This is a genomic window from Erysipelatoclostridium sp. AM42-17 (assembly GCF_003480255.1).
Classification (GTDB): domain Bacteria; phylum Bacillota_I; class Bacilli_A; order Erysipelotrichales; family Coprobacillaceae; genus Faecalibacillus.
The window spans coordinates 32,900-52,569 of record NZ_QUIN01000016.1; the positions used below are offsets into that span (position 1 = coordinate 32,900).

Here is a 19,670-nt window from a genome sequence, read left to right on the forward strand (position 1 = left end):
AACGTGGCAGTATTTTTTGAAAATATTGGTAAATACATTTCAAGATTTAATGATGCTTTTGTCGTTACAATTGAATTATCAATTATCTCTTTAATTCTTGCGACAATTATTGGGATCGTTGTAGGTTTGATTAATACTTCAAAAAGTAAATCAATCATCATGAAAATCTTAAAATTTATCAGTAACATTTATATCGTAATCATTCGTGGAACACCGATGTTAGTTCAAATCTTAATTATTTACTTCGGTATTGCACAGGTCTTAAGACCAACTGGTTTTTCTTGGCTTCGATTAGGGGGAACATTTGGAGCTGGGGTTGTAGCATTATCATTAAATGCCGGTGCTTATATGGCAGAAATCGTTAGAGCGGGGATTGAAGCTGTTGATATTGGACAAATTGAAGCAGCAAGATCGCTTGGTTTACCATATAGTAAAACAATGACAAAAGTTGTCTTACCACAGGCATTAAGAACAATGTTACCATCCATTATTAATCAATTTATTATTTCAATTAAAGATACTTCTTTATTATCAGCAATTGGGCTTGCTGAACTTACAAATGTTGGGAAAACAGTTGCCTCCACATGGACAAGCCAAACAATGTCATTATTTTGTTTGATGGCTCTCTATTATTTAGTGATGTGTACAGTGCTAGCTAAAGTCGCAAAAATTGTAGAAAAGAGGTTGTCATATGGAAGATAATGTAAAAGTATCAGTTCAACATCTTAATAAGAAGTTTGGTCAATTAGAGGTCTTAAAAGATATTTCAGTAGAAATAAAAGAAGGGGAAGTCATTTGTTTAATTGGTCCATCAGGATCAGGAAAATCAACATTTTTAAGATGCTTAAATCGCTTGGAAGAAATCACAGGCGGTAAGGTCATTATTGATGGGCATGACCTTACTGATGAAAAATTAGATATCAATAAAGTAAGAGAAAACATTGGAATGGTATTTCAACATTTTAACTTATTTCCACGTATGACAGTGAAAGAAAACATTATGTTAGCACCAGTTCAATTAAAGAAAATGACTAAAGAAGAAGCTGAACAAAAAGCTTTAGCTTTATTAGATAGAGTCGGTTTAAAAGATAAAGCCGAAACTTATCCAAGTCAATTATCAGGTGGTCAAAAACAAAGAGTGGCTATCGCTAGATCACTAGCAATGAATCCTGATATCATGTTGTTTGATGAACCAACAAGTGCCTTAGATCCAGAAATGGTAGGGGAAGTATTAGCCGTTATGAAAGATCTAGCAAGTCAAGGAATGACAATGGTTGTGGTGACTCATGAAATGGGCTTTGCTAGAGAAGTAGGATCTAAAGTCATCTTTATGGATGGGGGATATATTGTAGAACAAGGTGATCCTCATGAAGTGATTAATCATCCAAAACAACAAAGAACGATAGATTTCTTAAATAAAGTATTATAGGTTATCACACAAATGTGTTGATATATATTGAAAGGGGAAGAGAAATATGAAAATGAAAAGATTAGGAGCGTTAATGTTAGCTGGATTAATGGCTATTTCATTAACAGGTTGTGGAAGTAGTTCATCAAGTGGAAGTAGCGAAAAAACATATATCATTGCTACGGATAAAACATATCCTCCATTTGAAATGGAAAATGATCAAGGTAAATTAATAGGGGTAGATATGGATTTAATTCGTGCTATCGCTAAAGATCAAAAATTTAAAATTAAGATTAATTCATTAGGATTTGATGCCGCATGTACTGCCTTAGAAGCAGGGGAAGCAGATGGTGTTATTGCTGGTATGACAATTACTGATGAAAGAAAACAAAAATATGATTTTTCAAAACAATACTATGAAACAGGTGTTTCAATGGGTGTTAAAAAAGACTCGGGTATTAAAAGTTATGATGATTTAAAAGGTAAAACAGTTGTAGCTAAAACAAGTACTGCTGGTTTAGCTTATGCACAAAAGATTAAAGATAAATATGGATTTAACTTAGAAGTTGTTGAAGAATCAACATTCATGTTTGAAAAAGTAAAATCTGGTGAAGCTGTAGCATGTTTTGAAGATACACCAGTATTAAAATATATGATTAAAACAGGTGAATTAGATTTTGATACTCCTTGTGGTAATGAAAATCCTGCTTATTATGGATTTGCAGTATTAAAAGGTGAAAATGCTGATTTATTAAAGAAATTTAATAAAGGTTTAGCTAACTTAAAGAAAAATGGTCAATACGATAAAATCTTAGCTAAATACGAATAATGTAAAAAAGCGGTATCTTGAGATACCGTTTTTTCTTTTACCAATTTTTTCCATATTCGTACCGTATTGTTGATTGAATTGGTTGGTATATTGATGATGGAGGTAAAAATATATGATAAAAAATGCTTTATTAAGTTTAAAGAAGAATATAGGAAGAACGATTCTCTTATTCTTTATCATTGTACTTATTACAAATCTTGTGATTGCTGGACTGTCAATTCAATCAGCGTCTAATAAAGAAATGCAACAGCTACAAAGTCAACTAGGTAATGATGTGACATTAACAGTTAACTTTAAAAATATGATGCAAGATAGACAACCTGGAGAAGCAGTAAATGAACAAAGTAATCAAATAACACTAGAGATGGCAGATAGTGTGAAGAATTTAAAATATGTAAAAAACTATAACTATACCATTTCTACTTCTGCTAATAGTGATAGTGTAAGTGCCATTAAAAGTGAATCTTCTAATAATATGCCAGGACGTAAAGAAGACGAAGGAGATTTAACGATTAGTGCGAATACGACAATGAAATACTTAGATTCTTTTACTAATGAAAGATACAAGTTAACATCAGGTAGATTACTCACTGCAAAGGATAGTAGTAGTCAAAACTGTGTAATTGAAAAGAATCTGGCAAGTGATAATAACTTAAGTGTGGGTGATACTTTTACAGTATATACAACAGTGAATGATCAAAAGATAAGTCAAGAATTAACAGTTATAGGTATTTATGAAATACAATCATCAGACAATATGCAAATAGGAGATGCTCATTTTAATAATCCTGTTAATACCATTTATACCGGTTTATCTGTAGGACAAACCTTATCTAATAGTAGTGAGAATTTAACATCAGCCACTTATTATTTAGATGATCCTAAAAATGCAGATAGTTTTGTTAAATTAGCTAAAAAGAAAACAAGTATTGATTTTAATACTTATTCTTTAGAAACAAATGATCAAATGTATAAACAAAATGCTTCTTCATTAGAAAATATGAAATCTTATGCTCAGTTATTTGTATGGATTATTGTTATTGGAGGAAGTGCTATTTTATGTTTAATTTTAGCTTTAACGATTAGAAATCGTTATTATGAATTTGGTGTTTTATTATCACTTGGACAAACTAAGGTTAAAATTATCTTACAACAATTATTAGAAATATTAGTGATTGCAGTGATAGCCATTGTTATTTCGTTGGGTACTGGTAAAGTAGCAGCCAATTCTATTTATCAAGTCATGGAAAGTAGTCAAACTGTTCAACAAAATGGTGGTCCTCAACATATGGATAATAATAAACAAGATCAACAAAAAGAACTGGATGTATCCATTACATCAGATAATGTCATTGAATTATTTGCGATTACTGGAGCAGTATGTGTTGTTTCAATCATTGTTCCAGCAACCTACATATTAAGACTCTCACCAAGAGAAATACTAACGAGAAAGGAAGGATAGTATGGAATCTTTATTAGAATTCAAAAATGTAAGTTATTCATATCCTGATGGACAAGATGATCATCCTGTTTTAAAAGATACTTCTTATTCATTTGAAAAAGGGAAGGTCTATGCTATAGTGGGATCTAGTGGGAGTGGGAAAACAACAACTCTGGCATTAGCCTCAGGTTTAGATAGTCCTCAAGAAGGAAAAATCTTATATAAACAAGAAGATATAAGTCAAATAGGTTTAACTAAGTATCGTAAAGAAAAAATGACGATCGTATTTCAGTCTTATAATCTTATTTATTATATGAATGCTTTGGATAATGTGATGTTAGCTTTAGATATCGCTCATAAAAAAATAAAAAATAAAAAAGAGTATTGCTTACAAATACTTGATCAATTAGGAATCTCTAAAGATATGGCTTTAAGAGATGTGAGAAAATTATCAGGTGGACAACAACAAAGAGTCGCTATTGCTAGAGCGATTGTCAAGGATACTGATTTGATATTAGCTGATGAACCTACTGGTAATCTAGATGAAGATAATGCATTAGAAGTCATGAAATTATTTATTGAATTAGCACATCAAGAAAATAAATGTGTGATTATTGTTAGTCACTCACTCACATTAGCTTCAATGTGTGATCAACAATTAAAAATAAAAAATGAAAAGCTTATTGATTATTTTCAATAAGCTTAATTTGTTATAGGATTTTTCATTTTTTTCTTTTTCTTACGTTCATACATTAAAGCATCCGCATCATTAATCATTTGGGTTAAATCTAATTGGGAATGATTAACATCAATGACTGAAATACCATAAGAAACAGTTGTTTTAAAAGGTAAATGATGATGATGATTTTCACTTAAGGTGACATCTTCAATTGTCTGTTTAAAGTGATTGATAAATGATGTTCCTGCACATTTAAAGATAACTACAAATTCATCACCACCAATACGACCAATAACACTATTATCTTTAAAAATACGATTAATAATATGTGTTGCTACTTTAATGGCTTCATCACCATATTTATGTCCAAAATTATCATTAATATATTTAAGTCGATCAATATCAGCTAAAAAGAAATAAGCATTTTCTTTTTCGTTTAATGAATTTAAAAGACGATGTGCAGATTCTATAAGACCTCTACGATTTAATAAACCAGTAAGCGTATCAGTAGTAGAGAATTGTTTTAATTTATTTACTGCAGCAGAGAAATGCAAAGAAGAACCTATTTGACTTGAAATATAATCAATCAATTCAGATTGATCTAAAGATAAATCTGAAATAAAGAAACCAATTTGATAGTCGTTAGAATAAATAGCAGAAATTAACTGATAAGGTTTAATATCATTAAATATATTATGAAGATAATAAGCTTGTTGAGAACAAGGTATCACTTGTTGATTTTCTATTTTAAGTTTTAAATATACCTTATCAGGTAGCTCAAATGGTTTATTATGATAGTAAGGAATCATTTCTTGATAAAGATATAACTTCGCATTCTTTACACCAAAATGTTGTAAGTTATTAGCGAGTACATCAAAAATATGATTGTATTTATTCACCAGTGCGCTTTCACGATTTACTTTATTTAAATTAGTAAATTCTTCATGATAATGTAATTCTCTTTTAGAAATAATCATATGATAAGAAGTAATGATTTTTGAATAGATTTTTCGATAAAAGAGATGAACATTTTTTTGATGTGAATGATAACAATCTAAAACAAAAGAAGTTGCACTTAAAAACCTTTCAATATCAATATAATTAAGTAAATCATAAGTAAAAATACCTTCAATTATTTGACTCATATCTCTTTTTGTTGAAGTATCAACTAACTGATCTTCATGAACAGTGAGTAATAAAGTAAATAATTGATTGACATTATCTTTAATTGGCAAATGATAAACTAAACGATTATCAAATACATAATTAGTAATACCACTAGCGACATAATCTACTGGTAAGTGAGATTCTTTACAATCAAGTAAAAAACGATATAAATAATCTTCAGTTTGCGCATTATAACCAACAGATTCTCGAGGAATAAAGAACGTATCAATTGTTTTATGAAAGTGTTTATCTTTTTTTAAAGTGGATAATCCCTCAATCGCTCCCATATAACCTAAATAAGAAGGATCAGTGTGGCATGAAGATAATAAAGGGATACAATGAGCAGCAATAGGTTCATCATCAAAGCCACAAATAAAGATATCTCGACCAATCTTTTTATTTGTCACAGCATTAACCTGTTGATACAAACAAAGTGCCAGTTCATCAGATGCACACATAATCCCATCTATATAGGGATGTAAAATAAGCCAGTCACGGATAAGTTCATTATGATTTTTCGTATAATCGGATGCATAAAGAATATCATCATCTTGAATAGCCAAAGTGTGGTTTTTTAAAGAGGTTTTAAAGGCTTCAACCCTTTCAATAGAACCATGTGAGTCTTTTTTACCACTGATCATCCCAAGATGAAGACATCCACAATTTTCAATCATATAATCAACAGCTTCTTTGGTTCCGGAAAAATTATTATATGATACAGAACTATATAGTGGTGAAGGTTGATTTAAAATAATAATAGGTACTTCAAATGATTTTAAAAATGCTTTAGCTATATCATTATTTTCTGGACATATTGATGAATAGGGAATTAATAAAAAATCAAGATCCATAACATTAGCGTATTGATAAACAATAGATTTTTGATAATGATCAAGTTCTTGGTTTTCTTTTATCTTTCCACCATTTAAAATGATAAAATCAGCATCCATTTCAAGACAGGCAGCATGGGCTCCACGTGTTATCTTAGATAAATAATGAGAATCTGAGCAAATAAGGAGACCAACACGAGGACGTTTCTTCATTTTAAATCACCTCCGAATACCACTATTATACCACTGATTAAGCGCTTACACAATAAGACTTACACGAGTAAGTCTTATTGAAAAGCAAGTTGATTTTTAGATGTTAAAGAAGGAATTTGAAGACCTATTTTAGCTCTTTGATGATAAGGGATTAGTTGAAATAAAGGACAAAGATACATAAAAGGAGAATAACGTAATTCATGCTTTAAAATAGATAGAACATGTTCTAATTTTAAAGTCGTATCAATTTCTAAAATGAGATCATAATCTAATTGATAACTGTTTTTAATTTTAATACGGGAATCTTGATGATTTTGAATCATCAATGAAAAAACATGATAATTACCAGATGTTAAACAAAGTTTCATTCTCTCACCTCCTCTTTTATTTTTTACAAACTAAAAGAATTTATGCTTATCATGACTCAATTATTTACATAAATTTACAATTTAGTTATAATGTAATAAAAAATTATTAGTGGGGTGGAAATCATGATTTTAAATACAATGTGTAAATTGTTTTTTGCGATTATTATTGGTTTTGTATTAAATAAAAAAGATATTTTAAATACGAAAGTAAATAAAAGTATTTCTTCTTTAATTATTCAAATTGCCAATCCATGTTTAATTGTTGGATCAGTTGCTTCAATGAAAAGTGGAAATAATCATTTAGCGATAGAATTATTAACAGTAGGTTTAGTTATCTATATTGCGATGCCCATTATTAGTTTTATTTTAGTTAAAGTATTACCATTAAAAGCTGATTATCAAAAAACATATATTTGTATGCTTATGTTTTCTAATTGTGGTTTTATGGCTTTGCCTATTTTACAATCAATGTTTGGCAATCAAGCTGTATTCTATAATACATTACTCCATATGCCTTATAATCTTTTATTCTTTACACTGGGAGCTTATTTACTGGCTAAAGATGGTGAAGGAGATTTTAAATTTGAAATTAAACAATTGGTTACCCCAGGTGTCATTTCATCTATTTTAGCGATAGTATTATATTTTACAGCCTATTCATTACCAACCCCTATAAGTGAATCTCTTAACTTTGTTGGTTCACTTGTTACCCCACTATCTATGATTTCTATTGGTGCATCTATTGGTGATTATCCAATACTTGAGGTACTAAAAGATAAAAGTTTATATTTTATTACAGTGTTAAGATTAGTCGCAGCACCCCTATTTGTTTTCTTTCTCGCAAGTTTTTTAACGCAAGATATGATGATTATTAAAATTGCGACTATTTCAATCGGTATGCCAGTAGGTTCAATGGTAGCCATGGGAGCAAATGAATATAATGGTAATGTTCAAGTAGCTTCTTCAGGTGTTGCTCTTTCTACATTATTATCATTGATAACAATTCCTATCATGTTATTTATCTTGGGTGCCTAGACAAAATAAGGGAAAGCCCCTATAATAAGAGTACAATATAAATAAACAGGGGAGCTTGTAGACAGGCTGAGAGTAAGTTGTAAACTTAGACCCATAACCTGATTTGGATAATGCCAACGTAGGAACGATACATAGGACAGAGATTCTTTTCAGGTTCTCTGTTTTTTTATAAATAAAAGGAGAACACAATGAAAGAACAATTAGAAAACGTAAAGAAAAAAAGACCACTTATTCATAACATTACAAATTATGTAACTGTTAATGATGTGGCCAATATGATTTTAGCTGTAGGGGCAAGCCCTATTATGGCTGATGATGAAGGGGAAGTCGAAGAAATTACTTCCATTTGTAATGGTTTAAATATTAATATTGGAACTTTAAATCATAGAACAATTCAATCTATGATCAAGGCAGGAAAAAAAGCAAATGAATTAAATCATCTTGTCTTATTAGACCCAGTAGGAGTAGGAGCCAGTACTTTAAGAACTCAAACTGCACTAAAATTAATCGAAGAAGTTCAATTTTCAGTTATTAGAGGAAATATTTCAGAAATTAAAACACTTGCTTTAAACCAAGGAAATACCCATGGTGTAGATGCGAGTGAAATGGATGCCGTTACTCAAGATAACCTAGAACAAAACGTTGCTTTCGTAAAAGAATATGCTCAAAAAATGAATGCCATTATCGCTGTCACAGGAGCAATTGACTTAGTAAGTGATGGAAAAGAATGTTATGTTATTTATAACGGGGAAAAAGAAATGAGTGCGATTACAGGTACTGGATGTCAATTATCAGGGTTAATGACAGCTTATATTACAGCTAATCCTAAAACACCATTAAAAGCATGTGTCGCAGCAGTATGCCAAATGGGATTAGCAGGTGAAATCGCTAAAACACATCTACAGTCATTTGAAGGAAATGCCACTTATCGTAATCGTATTATTGATGCAGTGAATCATATGGATGGATATATTTTACAAGCAGGAGCTAAATATGAAATTAAATAAGAATGATTTATTATTATATGCGGTAACTGATCGTAGATGGTTAAAAAATCAAACTTTGTATCAACAGGTAGAACAAACCCTTAAAGGGGGAACAACAATGGTACAAATTCGTGAAAAAGATTTAGATCATGAATCTTTTTTACAAGAAGCAAAACAAATTCAAGTATTGTGTAAACAATATCAAGTGCCACTTATTATTAATGATGATGTTCAATTAGCTAAGGAAATTGATGCTGATGGTGTACATATTGGTCAAGATGATTTAGATTTAAAGAAGGCAAGAGATATCTTAGGACCTGATAAGATTATTGGTGTATCGGCTCATGATTTAAATGAAGCTAAGATGGCTTATGATGGGGGAGCAGATTATTTAGGTGTTGGTGCTATTTTTACAACCGCAACTAAAGATGATGCTGATGCGGTTTCTTTAAAAACATTAAAAGAGATTTGTCAACAAATTGATATTCCTGTTGTAGCCATTGGGGGTATTAATGAACACAATATTTTATCATTAACCGGTAGTGGTATTGATGGTGTCGCTATTGTCAGTGCTATTTTTGCGAGTGATGATATTCAAGGTAGTAGTGAAATTTTAAAACAAAAAACACAAAGAATTGTTCATCCCCAAATTCATAGTGCTTTAACAATAGCTGGAAGTGATAGTAGTGGTGGTGCAGGCATTCAGGCAGACTTAAAAACCATGTTAGCACATCATGTTTATGGTATGAGTGCGATTACGGCTTTAACTGCTCAAAATACAGCAGGAGTAGCCGGTATTTTAGATGTGACACCTGATTTTCTTGCTTTACAGTTAGATAGTATTTTTCAAGATATCTATCCTGAAGCAGTAAAAATAGGTATGGTGTCCAAAGGATCACTCATTAAGGTTATTGCTGATAAATTACACCAATATCCCGTTTATAATATTGTGATTGATCCCGTCATGGTAGCAACCAGTGGGGCAAAATTACTTAATGATGATGCAATTAACGTACTTAAAGATTACTTATTTTCTTTAGCAACAGTTCTCACTCCTAATATTCCCGAAGCAATGATTTTGTCTGATATAGAAATTAAAAATGAAGAAGATATGAAAAAAGCAGCTCAAATTATGAGTGAAAAATATCAATGTGCCATTTTAGTTAAAGGTGGACATCAAATTAATGACGCTAATGATTTATTATACGACGGTCATCACTTTACATGGTTTAAAGGGAAAAAAATTGATAACCAAAATACCCATGGGACAGGATGTACTTTATCAAGTGCCATTGCTTCTAACTTAGCCAAAGGTGATAACTTACATGATGCAATCAAAAAAGCTAAAGATTATATTTCTGGATGTTTACAAGAAAATTTAGATTTGGGTAGTGGTCAAGGACCTATGGACCATGGATATAAATTAAAATAAACAAGATATTTTTATCTTGTTTTTTTAATTTAGAAAATATAAAGAGATAAAAAAACATTATGATATACTTTTTTTGAGGTGAAAGTATGAAACAAAAAGTATTATTTTTTGATATTGATGGAACATTAATATGGTCGCAAGCAGGAATTATGGACATTCCTCAAGGAGTAAAAGAACAATTATTGAAACTTAAAGCACAAGGACATAAATTATTTATCTGTAGTGGCAGACCTAAAGCTATGTTAGAAGATAAATGGTGTGATGGAACATTTGATGGTTATATTCTTACTAATGGTGCATATGTAGAAATTGATGGACAATCAATCTATGAAAATAGAATGGATTATGATTTATCTATGCAAACAGTAAAGATGTTAGAAGAGTTAAAATGTGATTATATGATTGCAACAGCCCATCATCTTTATATTGATCCTCGTCATCAAGAACTTTATCAATTTTTTGTTAATTTAAGACATAATGATGATTTATTTACAACAAAGTTTAATCGTGATGAAGTGTTAAAAAAAGTATTGAAAATAGAAGCAAATGTAACAAATCAAGATAAAGACAAAATAGAAGAATATATCAAAAAACATTTTGGATATGTGATTAACTATGATGAACATGGTAGTGATAATGCATTTGAGTTTTATTCACCTACTATTTCCAAAGCAACAGGAATTCAAAAAGTATTAGATTATTATCATCTAGATCAAGAAGCGACTTATGCCTTTGGTGATGGCGAAAATGATTTAGAAATGGTTGAATATTGTCATGTAGGAGTTGCAATGGGCAATGCCTGTTCTCTATTAAAAGAAAAAGCCAACATTATTTGTAAATCTATTAGAGAAAATGGTTTAGAAGAGATATTAAAAATATTGTTTTGTGAATAATACATATGTCAAGACTGTTATTTAAAAATCTAATTGGTATAATGATATTCATGAGGTGAATTTTTTATGGAATGTGCATTATATTTTAAGGACATGGATAATAAAGATCATAATAATTATCCAAAGAAAGTCTATCGAGTAGAAGAATCAAAAATGTTTATTGAAATACTCGATGAAAATCATATTCAAGGATGTTCTAAATACTTTAGCAGTATTCGTGCAAGAGATAATTATATTAACGATAGAAAAGAACATATCTTGAGAATTAATGATAATGAAGTGAAAAACATTCAAAACTATTGGCAAAACACAAGCAAATAAAAAAGCATCGTCAGATGCTTTTTTATTTTTTATAAGAAACAACACGACGATAGCCGGTATTAAAGTCAACTTCGTTTTCTAATACCTCACTATTTTTTAAATGATGAAGATTACGCATAACTAATTGACAATATGCATTTCTCACACTATCCCAAACAAAGCCACCCGAACTATGAGGGGTAATCATGACTCTGTCTATGTTCCATAATGGCGAAGAACAATCTAATGGTTCATTTTCAACAACGTCAAGTCCTACGCCATAAAGATGCCCTTCATTTAAAATTTGAACTAAATCATCACTAACGATTGCACTTCCTCTACCTACATTAATAATAATAGCATCAGGTTTCATTTTAGATAATTTTTTATAATCAAATAAATGAATTGTTTGTTTATTTTGAGGTAAAGCAAGAATAACAAAGTCACATTGTGGCAAGAGTTCATCTAATTGATCTAATGTATAAATATCATCTACATAAGGAAGATGATCTTGTTTTCTTCTTTTTACAGCAGATATATGACAATCAAATGCCTTTAATCTTCTTGCTGTTTCATAACCAATATCACCATAACCTACAATACAAACATGACTGTGATAGATTTCTTTTCCTTGTTTTAACGGATGCCATTGTTGTTTTGTCATTTGCAAAGAATAGAATTTAAAGTTTTTACATAATGCAATCATCATGCCGATAATATGTTCACTTATGGCTTTACCATAACTTCCACTTGCATTTGCTAACTGGGTGTTTTTGTGAAGGATACCTTCTTTAATATAAGCATCACTTCCAGCACTATTTAAAAAGATAGCTTGAAGATGTTCTTGATTTAATTGGAGTGATAAAGAAGGATTACCGATAATCACATCTGCGTTATCAATATCTTTTTGTGTAGGCTTTTTATTGATGATAAAGGTATCATCAATAAAAGCATTTTGAATTTCTTTTATTTCTTGATCTTGTAAAGGTGCACATACTAATATTTTCATCATGATACCTCCGTTGTTATTATACATAAAAAAAGCCCAAGTTGGGCTTAATCGGACATAATATTTTTGATACAACCTGTTATTGTTAAATAATGTTGATAAAGTTGTTCTAAATATTGTTTTCCTTCTGGAGTGATTTTATAGTAAACACGTGTTTGTCTTTTGTTAATAAGACGGCGTTCACTTGTAATGTAACCTTGATCTGTTAATTTATAAAGAATTGGATACATTGTTCCTTCTGCAATATTAATATGACCATCAGATTGTTTTTTTAAAGTTTGTACAATTTGATATCCATAACATTCTTCTCCAGAGTCGATAATTTTTAATAAAACCATTTCTATTCTAAAAAAATTCTTTGCAGTACGTGTCATATTATCTCCTTTTTTATTCTATAGATTAATATTATTACTATCGTCATAATTGTCAAGTTTTTTGCATTTTTTGGTAATAAAAAATAATAATTTACTAGAAAATATAATAAAATCTTTACATTTTTGACACATTTTTACCAAAATTTGGCAGTAAAATAGAATTAGAAATAAATAAGGGGTGATATCATGAAAAAATATGTTTTATCAATGATAACAATGATAGGGGTTATCTTGACATCAGTTCAATCATGTTTCGCATTAACAAATCAAGCAGTCAATGAAAGTAGTCATCCGCCATATTGGCTTATTATTTTAATTATTGGAACATTTATATGGATGGTTATTCTTTACTGTATGGAAAATCATCACAATTAAAAAAGCAGGGGAACCTGCTTTTTTAATGTGTTTGTGGATACATTGCAAAACTATTGGCGATAAATAAGAATAACAAACCAGTATGTAACCAAAAGATAGTATAATCTAAAGTACCATGTAATAAAATGACAACAATACAACTGATAACAAGGGCCAAGTAGCTACGATTAAGATTTTGTTTAACAACGATAAATAATCTTTTGAAGTTATCAATAACATAAGGCACTAACAAACCAATTCCTACAATACCAAATGATAAGATAGGATCTAAATAAACACTATGAGCATGTTGAGTAGCATGACCACCATATTGTTTAAAAATCATCATATAAGTCATTGGACCTTGTCCAAATAAAGGATGCGCTTTTATTCCTTGAATAGCTGCTTTCCAAATCTTTATACGTACTGCATAGTTAGAAAGAAGATATTCTATACGAGGAAACTTATCTGGATGAATGAAGAAAAAGGCAACAATGGCTAAAAAGCCAATCCCTATTAAAGTACATAATTTATAATTTTTATTAATAATCAAAAAGATAATCATCGCACCGGCAATCGCAATTAAAGCAGTACGGCATCCTGTCATATAAAGCATAAAGACATTAAGTAAACCTACACATACATAATAAATAGATTTTTTAATATTGTGCTTTGTTGTAAAAAATTTATAGGTAATCATCATGATTAAAAATTCAATCATCATAGCATAGTAGTTAGCGTTAAAGAAAACGCTGTTTAACCTATTTTCTCTTCGTGAAAAGATTTTTAAAGTAAAGTGTGAATAACCTAAACGATGTAAAATAACAGTTTGTTCATACAACCCATAAATAGCCCAAAAAATAGATAAAAAAATCAATAAGTCTACAATAAGTTCAAATAATTCAGGTGTAATATGTTCACGGTAATAAAGCATTAACATTATGAAAATAGCGATAGCGACAACGCAACCTACACCAATCAAGTTTTTAGATATCACAGAAACAATCAAAGATAACCCTAAAAATAAATACAAATATTTAATTTTAGGAGTATTTTTAAAAGCGTCTATTCCTTTTTTTGTGTACAATAAGTATAATGCTTCTATGACATAGATAGGTCCACTAATATAGAAGGGAAATGTCAAAACAAAGCAAGAAAACAAAACCAATAGTTGATCTTGATTAAATTTATCTTTTAAAATTTGTAAATATTTCATATTTTACCTCCATGGTAAGATAACTATAACATAAAAAGGAGTTATTATGAAAAAGTATCTATATATTTTTAATTATCCCCCAGAAGATCATGATTTATGTGCTTTAGAGTTTAAGTATCTCTTTCACGAAGAATATCAAGGACAGTATTATTTAACAAATCAAGATATTTGTCAGGATGATAGTGTCTTTATTAAGGCGAAGATTGATATTTTTGCGATGAGTGAAAATTTTGATGAACTATTAAAAGAAGTCAAAGCATTGAATTATGAATACCCTGATTTTAAAGTGATTTACGTGAAAAATAAAATGAATCATGTCGAATATCGTGATAGTTTGAAAAAATGTAAAGATTTATCATGGATGATTGAAGGAACGGTTAAACTCAATCAGCCTTTACATACTATTGCTTTAACTTATTTAAATAATATGTGGATATGTGGTTATTATCATCATGGTATCCCGACATGGAAAAAACATGACGATAAACCGTGGACTTTTTCTAATTCTTTAGATATTCGTCTAGCAAGAACATTAGTAAATATTGCAAGTGGAGGAAATAAAGATTTAACTATCATCGATCCCTGTTGCGGGATGGGTACAGTCGTATTAGAAGGATTAGCTTTGGGATTGAATATAGAAGGCTATGATATTTCCAGGGAAATATCATGGCATGCTAGAAAGAATCTAGAGTATTATGGCTATGATGGACAACTGATTCAAAGAAAAGATATTCATGACCATACCAAGGTTTATGATGTGGCTATTATGGATATCCCTTATAACCTCTATACACCTATCACTTATGAAGAACAATGTTCTATGATTCAAGCTTCTAGAAAAATCTGCAAGAAAATGGTCATGGTCACTTTTGAGGATATGACTAAAGAAATAGAACAAGCTGGATATAAAATTATTGATTGTTGTCTTAGAAAAAAGACGGAGTATGTTAAATTTGGACGATATATTTATGTTTGTAACTAAAAAAAGAAATTCATTATAGGATTTCAATTTTGTACAATCAATTTGTACATTGTAGTGAAAAATATTTTTATTATTTGCGGAAGATGATAAAATGATATATTAAGAGGTGCTTATAAATGTATATATTAGATAAAGTTGGGTTAAGTATAGAAATATTGGATTCCTTATCATATAAAACTGGATTGTCAGTAAGCATGAAAAGAACTTTGCGACATTTTGATAAAAATGAAGTATTAAATGATATAAGAAATGCGCGACAATGGTATAATATGCAAGATATATTATATAGGTTACCCGTTGATTTAAGAATTAAAAGTATTGGATCAGCGGCTATGAAGTTTGACAGATATCCTACAGCAATTTTTTCTCGTGTCTTTAATGATATTCTGGGGTTTAGATCAATTTGTTCAAACTATGAGGAAGTTTTATCACTTAAAACTGAAGAAAAGATAAGAATTGTTGATATGTCTAAGGGAAAAAACAATGACGATGGATATCGAGGTGTTCATGTATATTATCAAAAAGATAATTTCCACTATCCAATAGAAATACAGTTTAATACATATTATGATAGACAGTTTAATGATTGGATGCATGATAAATTTTATAAAAGAGGTTATGATAATCAAATTGGTATAATCTTGCGTAAACTATATGAGGGTGGTAAAATAAAATCAGTTAAAGAGTTTGAGGAGGTGTTAGCAAATGTGCTATTTAATTGCAAAAAAATTTAAAAAATCCGGGTGTATTGCATTACAAACTGAACCAGGAGAAAAAATGGCAAAATTCGCTGATGCTTTACAGGAAAAACTTGGATACGATACACAAATTATAACTATTAGTAGACCAATGGCATATGGTGAATACGAGCCATATCATTTTGTTGATAGTTATGATGAGTTTAGTAAACAGGCGAGTTTGTTATAAAAATTAAAGTGAAAATTATTTGGAATCTTTTTATATAGGATTCCTTTTTAATAAATGCTGGATATAAAATTATTGATTGTTGTCTTAGAAAAAAGACGGAGTATGTTAAATTTGGACGATATATTTATGTTTGTAACTAAAAAAAGAAATTCGTTTACAGAATTTCTTTTTTGATGTTTTCTATATCCTGACGATCAATAATCATATCTAAAACTAAATCATACTCATTTGATGTGAGTTCTTGTAAAAAGTCATCATTATATCCAGAATAAAATTTATGAAAATATTTCAAAACTAATTCCTTTTGTTTTTCCTTCATTGCAAGACCTCTTTCTAAGGCTTTAGACCATTCTTCAAATTCAATCATTTCTTCATCTGATAATAAGATATCTTCTCGATTATAACGCTTAAATTTTCTTTCCATAATCTTAATCACCTCTTTTTCTATCCTCATTATATCATCTGATAATCCGTTTTTAAATATGTATAAAAGTAATTCTAATTCCGTTAAGTTTTCAATTCCTTTTGTTTCACTTATCACATTAATATAAGGGAGTTGAACATAGACACGATGAATTAAATTATATCTTTCTTGATGATTTTCATCATTTTTAGAAGTATACCAGTCATATAACTTAGGATGACGTGAATCCATATCATCAATGAGAATCATTTGAAAAATCGGATTCATTGTATCAATATAACTTTGCCCCTGTTTAATTTGATTGGCTAATAATTTAGCACCATAACCTTGAAAACGATAATAATGATATTGATTAAACATCGAATTTTGCATTTCGATATTAATGATTTGACCTTTATCATCAACAATTGTAAGATCAAGTTTCATGTTTTTATCTTTGTTGTTTTGGGGATAAAGTTCAGGATTCATGACTTGAATATGATGAGGATGAATGTGTAAAATACCTTCAATCAAAAGACGAAGCAAATATAAACAGTCAGGATCTTGATCATCATGTAACAGATATTTAAAGAATAGATCATTTTTAAAATCGATACCTGGTTTCAATAATAAAACACCTCCACTATTTATATATAAAAAATATAAGAGAATTTCTTTTTTTAACTTACAAGAAAAATATTTTTTTGTTATAATGTCGAGGAAAATCGTGTTAACCGATTAGATGTAAGTCCAGCAATCAAGCGCGCAATCTATTGTGAAATATTCACAAGGTTGGGCGTTTTTGTTATAGAGGAGGACTTATATGGAAAGTACAAATAAAATGGCAGATGAGCCTGTAAAAAAACTATTATTATCAATGGGAATACCTATTATTTTTTCGATGCTGTTACAAGCACTTTATAATATTGTAGATAGTGCTTTTGTATCTAATATGAAGGGTTGTGGTGAAGTAGCCTTAAATGCATTAACACTTGCTTTTCCAGTGCAAATGCTTATGGTAGCGATAGGGATAGGAACGGGAGTAGGCGTGAATGCACTGATTGCTCAATGTTTAGGACAAAATGATCGTCAAAGAGCGAGTCATAGTGCTGGCAATGCACTCTTTTTAGGTTTTATTATCTATTTTGTTTTTTTTGATATTTGGTTTATTTGGAACGGATTTTTATGTCAGAAGCCAAAGTCATAATCCCCAAATTGTCACAATGGCAAGTCAGTATTTAAAAATATGTTGTATTGCTTCATTTGGTATCGTGTTCTATTCTTTGTATGAAAAAATAATTCAAGCTACTGGACGGTCTATGTATACGACAATTGCGCAAGTAAGTGGGGCAGTGTTAAATATGATTTTAGATCCAGTTTTGATATATGGCTTATGTGGATTACCAGCTTTAGGAGTAAACGGTGCAGCTATAGCAACAGTTCTAGGTCAAATATGTTCTTTTGCTTTAGATTTTTATTTTCATTATCAATATGATCATGAAATCAGCAATGATTTAGGATACCTAAAACCCAATATACGAATCATTAAACAAATTTACGCTATTGGTTTTCCGGCTATTATTGCTCAAGCATTGATGTCAATTATGACTTATGCTTTAAATGTTATTTTTGGTATGGTTGATGAAAGAATTGTAACGGCATATGGGCTTTATTATAAAATACAACAATTTGTTTTATTTGCTGCATTTGGTTTGAGAGATGCCATTACGCCTATTGTGTCATTTAATTATGGTTTACAAAATAACAATCGAATTAAAGATGGTATTCGATATGGTTTGATTTATACCTTGATTATTATGCTCATTGGTTTTGGTACACTAGAATTAAGTGCCCATGTATTTACTACAATATTTGGTTTATCTGGTCAAACTGCATCATTGTGTGAAAGTGCCATGAAAATCATATCAGTAAGTTTTATGTTTGCTGGCGCTAATATTGCTATGCAGGGATGTTTTCAAGCGTTAGAAAATGGTCTTTCATCATTGATTATTTCATTACTACGTCAATTTGTACTTGTTATACCGGTGGCTTACATACTGGCTAAACTTGTCATGGTATATAATATGCCATATTGGATATTATGGTTTACTTTTATCTTTGCAGAAGGAGTATCGACTTTAGTATCAATAATTCTATTAAAGAAGACAATGAATCATATATTTTAAAGATGATTCAATTTTAATAAAAGGAAGATTCGCTATTTATGGTAAAGACGCATCATGGTTAAATTGTTATGATGAAGGCAATTTAAAGGAGGATGTTTTATGGATACTAAAAAGATAGGATCTTTTTTAAAACAATTGAGAATAGAAAATCATTTAACTCAAGAACAATTAGGACAACAAATAGGAGTAACCAATAAAACCATATCAAGATGGGAAACAGGAAATTATCTGCCACCTATTGAATGTCTTATCTTATTAAGCGATTTTTACAAAATCAGTATTAATGAAATTTTATCAGGGAAACGAGTTCTAGATGAAAATATAAAAGAAGTTGCTGAAGAAAACATGACACAAGTATTAAAAGAAATACAAATAGAAAATAAAAAATATAAAAAGAGATTAATAGTCATATTGTTAATGACAGGAATTATAGCCGTGGCTATATTAGCGATGCTACCATTAAATACGCTTCATGATTTAATCATCTTTGTTTTGGTTATCTTACTTGCATTTATAACAAATATTCTTAATGTTATGGCACTTGATGCAAAGATAGGAAAAAAATAAAAAATTAGCACTCACCTCTTGACAGTGCTAAAAGAGAGAACTATAATGTATTTAGAAATTAGGAAAGAGAT

The 19,670-nt window shown here is 29.9% G+C and carries 23 protein-coding genes and 1 riboswitch; of the genes, 17 read left to right on the forward strand and 6 right to left on the reverse strand.

Translation table 11 applies throughout. The annotated features are described in order from the left end of the window. Positions 1–3 precede the first annotated feature (3 nt). The 5 genes from DW911_RS07130 (at position 4) to DW911_RS07150 (ending at position 4,378) form a co-directional block, all read left to right on the forward strand. Positions 4–702 carry an amino acid ABC transporter permease gene (locus DW911_RS07130; RefSeq protein WP_199589015.1) on the forward strand — a complete coding sequence of 233 codons (699 nt, stop codon included), beginning with the start codon at positions 4–6 and terminating at the stop codon, positions 700–702. Then, positions 692–1,429 carry an amino acid ABC transporter ATP-binding protein gene (locus DW911_RS07135; protein ID WP_118607645.1) on the forward strand — a complete coding sequence of 246 codons (738 nt, stop codon included), beginning with the start codon at positions 692–694 and terminating at the stop codon, positions 1,427–1,429. The genes DW911_RS07130 and DW911_RS07135 overlap by 11 nt, the downstream gene beginning before the upstream one ends. 46 nt (positions 1,430–1,475) lie before the next feature. Continuing rightward, positions 1,476–2,237, forward strand: coding sequence for a transporter substrate-binding domain-containing protein (locus DW911_RS07140; protein WP_118431282.1), 762 nt, complete (start codon positions 1,476–1,478; stop codon positions 2,235–2,237). Positions 2,238–2,349: 112 nt separating this feature from the next. Beyond that, positions 2,350–3,699 carry an ABC transporter permease gene (locus DW911_RS07145; protein ID WP_118431280.1) on the forward strand — a complete coding sequence of 450 codons (1,350 nt, stop codon included), beginning with the start codon at positions 2,350–2,352 and terminating at the stop codon, positions 3,697–3,699. Position 3,700: 1 nt separating this feature from the next. After that, positions 3,701–4,378 carry an ABC transporter ATP-binding protein gene (locus tag DW911_RS07150; protein WP_118431278.1) on the forward strand — a complete coding sequence of 226 codons (678 nt, stop codon included), beginning with the start codon at positions 3,701–3,703 and terminating at the stop codon, positions 4,376–4,378. A gap of 2 nt (positions 4,379–4,380) precedes the next feature. Here DW911_RS07150 and DW911_RS07155 read toward each other — a convergent pair whose 3' ends face one another. After that, a complete protein-coding gene (locus DW911_RS07155) occupies positions 4,381–6,567 on the reverse strand; it encodes a GGDEF domain-containing protein (RefSeq protein ID WP_118607646.1) in 2,187 nt (728 codons plus the stop codon). Positions 6,568–6,641: 74 nt separating this feature from the next. Next, on the reverse strand, positions 6,642–6,935 hold the full coding sequence (locus DW911_RS07160; RefSeq protein ID WP_118431274.1) for a hypothetical protein: 294 nt from the start codon (positions 6,933–6,935) through the stop codon (positions 6,642–6,644). 123 nt (positions 6,936–7,058) lie between these two features. Here DW911_RS07160 and DW911_RS07165 point away from each other — a divergent pair, with 123 nt between their 5' ends. The 5 genes from DW911_RS07165 (at position 7,059) to DW911_RS07185 (ending at position 11,602) form a co-directional block, all read left to right on the forward strand. Beyond that, a complete protein-coding gene (locus DW911_RS07165; RefSeq protein ID WP_118431272.1) occupies positions 7,059–7,970 on the forward strand; it encodes an AEC family transporter in 912 nt (303 codons plus the stop codon). Positions 7,971–8,007: 37 nt separating this feature from the next. Beyond that, positions 8,008–8,113, forward strand: a riboswitch (TPP riboswitch). 45 nt (positions 8,114–8,158) lie between these two features. Beyond that, positions 8,159–8,977: a hydroxyethylthiazole kinase gene (thiM, locus tag DW911_RS07170; protein WP_118431270.1), complete on the forward strand. Its 819-nt coding sequence runs from the start codon at positions 8,159–8,161 to the stop codon at positions 8,975–8,977. Then, positions 8,964–10,388, forward strand: coding sequence for a bifunctional hydroxymethylpyrimidine kinase/phosphomethylpyrimidine kinase (thiD, locus tag DW911_RS11350; protein ID WP_118431268.1), 1,425 nt, complete (start codon positions 8,964–8,966; stop codon positions 10,386–10,388). Before thiM ends, thiD begins: the two co-directional genes overlap by 14 nt. Positions 10,389–10,474: 86 nt before the next feature. Next, complete coding sequence (locus DW911_RS07180; protein WP_118607647.1) at positions 10,475–11,281, forward strand: HAD family hydrolase; 807 nt, start codon at positions 10,475–10,477, stop codon at positions 11,279–11,281. A 66-nt stretch (positions 11,282–11,347) separates the two neighbouring features. Further along, positions 11,348–11,602, forward strand: coding sequence for a hypothetical protein (locus DW911_RS07185; RefSeq protein WP_118431264.1), 255 nt, complete (start codon positions 11,348–11,350; stop codon positions 11,600–11,602). A 22-nt stretch (positions 11,603–11,624) separates the two neighbouring features. Here the strand turns inward: DW911_RS07185 and DW911_RS07190 are convergent, their stop codons facing one another. After that, positions 11,625–12,590: a D-2-hydroxyacid dehydrogenase gene (locus DW911_RS07190; protein WP_118431262.1), complete on the reverse strand. Its 966-nt coding sequence runs from the start codon at positions 12,588–12,590 to the stop codon at positions 11,625–11,627. 47 nt (positions 12,591–12,637) lie between these two features. Next, on the reverse strand, positions 12,638–12,964 hold the full coding sequence (locus DW911_RS07195) for a PadR family transcriptional regulator (RefSeq protein WP_118431260.1): 327 nt from the start codon (positions 12,962–12,964) through the stop codon (positions 12,638–12,640). A 186-nt stretch (positions 12,965–13,150) separates the two neighbouring features. Here DW911_RS07195 and DW911_RS07200 point away from each other — a divergent pair, with 186 nt between their 5' ends. Beyond that, entirely contained in the window at positions 13,151–13,339 is a 189-nt protein-coding gene (locus DW911_RS07200; RefSeq protein WP_118431259.1) for a hypothetical protein, read from the forward strand. 22 nt (positions 13,340–13,361) lie between these two features. Here DW911_RS07200 and DW911_RS07205 read toward each other — a convergent pair whose 3' ends face one another. Then, on the reverse strand, positions 13,362–14,534 hold the full coding sequence (locus tag DW911_RS07205; RefSeq protein WP_118607648.1) for an O-antigen ligase family protein: 1,173 nt from the start codon (positions 14,532–14,534) through the stop codon (positions 13,362–13,364). A 46-nt stretch (positions 14,535–14,580) separates the two neighbouring features. On the opposite strand from DW911_RS07205, the gene DW911_RS07210 reads away from it, so the two are divergent. The 3 genes from DW911_RS07210 to DW911_RS07220 all read left to right on the forward strand — a co-directional run bounded on the left by DW911_RS07210 (position 14,581) and on the right by DW911_RS07220 (position 16,443). Beyond that, on the forward strand, positions 14,581–15,516 hold the full coding sequence (locus DW911_RS07210) for a TRM11 family SAM-dependent methyltransferase (RefSeq protein WP_118431255.1): 936 nt from the start codon (positions 14,581–14,583) through the stop codon (positions 15,514–15,516). A gap of 116 nt (positions 15,517–15,632) precedes the next feature. Beyond that, the gene (locus tag DW911_RS07215) at positions 15,633–16,250 is read left to right on the forward strand and encodes a hypothetical protein (protein ID WP_118431253.1); all 618 of its coding nucleotides are present in this window, start codon (positions 15,633–15,635) and stop codon (positions 16,248–16,250) included. Further along, positions 16,222–16,443 (forward strand): DUF6718 family protein, encoded by a 222-nt coding sequence (locus DW911_RS07220; protein WP_118431252.1) that lies wholly within the window; start codon positions 16,222–16,224, stop codon positions 16,441–16,443. The genes DW911_RS07215 and DW911_RS07220 overlap by 29 nt, the downstream gene beginning before the upstream one ends. Positions 16,444–16,597: 154 nt before the next feature. Here the strand turns inward: DW911_RS07220 and DW911_RS07225 are convergent, their stop codons facing one another. Beyond that, the gene (locus DW911_RS07225) at positions 16,598–17,473 is read right to left on the reverse strand and encodes a PD-(D/E)XK nuclease family transposase (RefSeq protein WP_158568146.1); all 876 of its coding nucleotides are present in this window, start codon (positions 17,471–17,473) and stop codon (positions 16,598–16,600) included. 196 nt (positions 17,474–17,669) lie between these two features. Between DW911_RS07225 and DW911_RS11250 the strand changes: the two genes are divergently transcribed. The 3 genes from DW911_RS11250 to DW911_RS07235 all read left to right on the forward strand — a co-directional run bounded on the left by DW911_RS11250 (position 17,670) and on the right by DW911_RS07235 (position 19,599). Then, complete coding sequence (locus DW911_RS11250; protein ID WP_233541803.1) at positions 17,670–18,053, forward strand: MATE family efflux transporter; 384 nt, start codon at positions 17,670–17,672, stop codon at positions 18,051–18,053. Continuing rightward, positions 17,992–19,032 (forward strand): MATE family efflux transporter, encoded by a 1,041-nt coding sequence (locus DW911_RS11255; protein WP_233541802.1) that lies wholly within the window; start codon positions 17,992–17,994, stop codon positions 19,030–19,032. The genes DW911_RS11250 and DW911_RS11255 overlap by 62 nt, the downstream gene beginning before the upstream one ends. 99 nt (positions 19,033–19,131) lie before the next feature. Then, positions 19,132–19,599, forward strand: coding sequence for a helix-turn-helix transcriptional regulator (locus tag DW911_RS07235; RefSeq protein WP_118607649.1), 468 nt, complete (start codon positions 19,132–19,134; stop codon positions 19,597–19,599). Positions 19,600–19,670 lie beyond the last annotated feature (71 nt).

What these genes read in the sequence shown, in the direction of transcription:
- DW911_RS07155 (WP_118607646.1), bottom strand. Translation starts at nt 6,567, where the DNA reads ATGAAGAAACGTCCTCGTGTTGGTCTCCTTATTTGCTCAGATTCTCAT.
- DW911_RS07160 (WP_118431274.1), bottom strand. Translation starts at nt 6,935, where the DNA reads ATGAAACTTTGTTTAACATCTGGTAATTATCATGTTTTTTCATTGATG.
- DW911_RS07210 (WP_118431255.1), top strand. Translation starts at nt 14,581, where the DNA reads ATGAAAAAGTATCTATATATTTTTAATTATCCCCCAGAAGATCATGAT.
- thiM (WP_118431270.1), top strand. Translation starts at nt 8,159, where the DNA reads ATGAAAGAACAATTAGAAAACGTAAAGAAAAAAAGACCACTTATTCAT.
- DW911_RS07220 (WP_118431252.1), top strand. Translation starts at nt 16,222, where the DNA reads ATGTGCTATTTAATTGCAAAAAAATTTAAAAAATCCGGGTGTATTGCA.
- DW911_RS07200 (WP_118431259.1), top strand. Translation starts at nt 13,151, where the DNA reads ATGAAAAAATATGTTTTATCAATGATAACAATGATAGGGGTTATCTTG.
- DW911_RS07165 (WP_118431272.1), top strand. Translation starts at nt 7,059, where the DNA reads ATGATTTTAAATACAATGTGTAAATTGTTTTTTGCGATTATTATTGGT.
- DW911_RS07190 (WP_118431262.1), bottom strand. Translation starts at nt 12,590, where the DNA reads ATGAAAATATTAGTATGTGCACCTTTACAAGATCAAGAAATAAAAGAA.
- DW911_RS07235 (WP_118607649.1), top strand. Translation starts at nt 19,132, where the DNA reads ATGGATACTAAAAAGATAGGATCTTTTTTAAAACAATTGAGAATAGAA.
- DW911_RS07150 (WP_118431278.1), top strand. Translation starts at nt 3,701, where the DNA reads ATGGAATCTTTATTAGAATTCAAAAATGTAAGTTATTCATATCCTGAT.
- DW911_RS07140 (WP_118431282.1), top strand. Translation starts at nt 1,476, where the DNA reads ATGAAAATGAAAAGATTAGGAGCGTTAATGTTAGCTGGATTAATGGCT.
- DW911_RS07215 (WP_118431253.1), top strand. Translation starts at nt 15,633, where the DNA reads ATGTATATATTAGATAAAGTTGGGTTAAGTATAGAAATATTGGATTCC.
- DW911_RS11250 (WP_233541803.1), top strand. Translation starts at nt 17,670, where the DNA reads ATGGAAAGTACAAATAAAATGGCAGATGAGCCTGTAAAAAAACTATTA.
- DW911_RS07205 (WP_118607648.1), bottom strand. Translation starts at nt 14,534, where the DNA reads ATGAAATATTTACAAATTTTAAAAGATAAATTTAATCAAGATCAACTA.
- DW911_RS07180 (WP_118607647.1), top strand. Translation starts at nt 10,475, where the DNA reads ATGAAACAAAAAGTATTATTTTTTGATATTGATGGAACATTAATATGG.
- DW911_RS07185 (WP_118431264.1), top strand. Translation starts at nt 11,348, where the DNA reads ATGGAATGTGCATTATATTTTAAGGACATGGATAATAAAGATCATAAT.
- DW911_RS07145 (WP_118431280.1), top strand. Translation starts at nt 2,350, where the DNA reads ATGATAAAAAATGCTTTATTAAGTTTAAAGAAGAATATAGGAAGAACG.
- DW911_RS07135 (WP_118607645.1), top strand. Translation starts at nt 692, where the DNA reads ATGGAAGATAATGTAAAAGTATCAGTTCAACATCTTAATAAGAAGTTT.
- thiD (WP_118431268.1), top strand. Translation starts at nt 8,964, where the DNA reads ATGAAATTAAATAAGAATGATTTATTATTATATGCGGTAACTGATCGT.
- DW911_RS07195 (WP_118431260.1), bottom strand. Translation starts at nt 12,964, where the DNA reads ATGACACGTACTGCAAAGAATTTTTTTAGAATAGAAATGGTTTTATTA.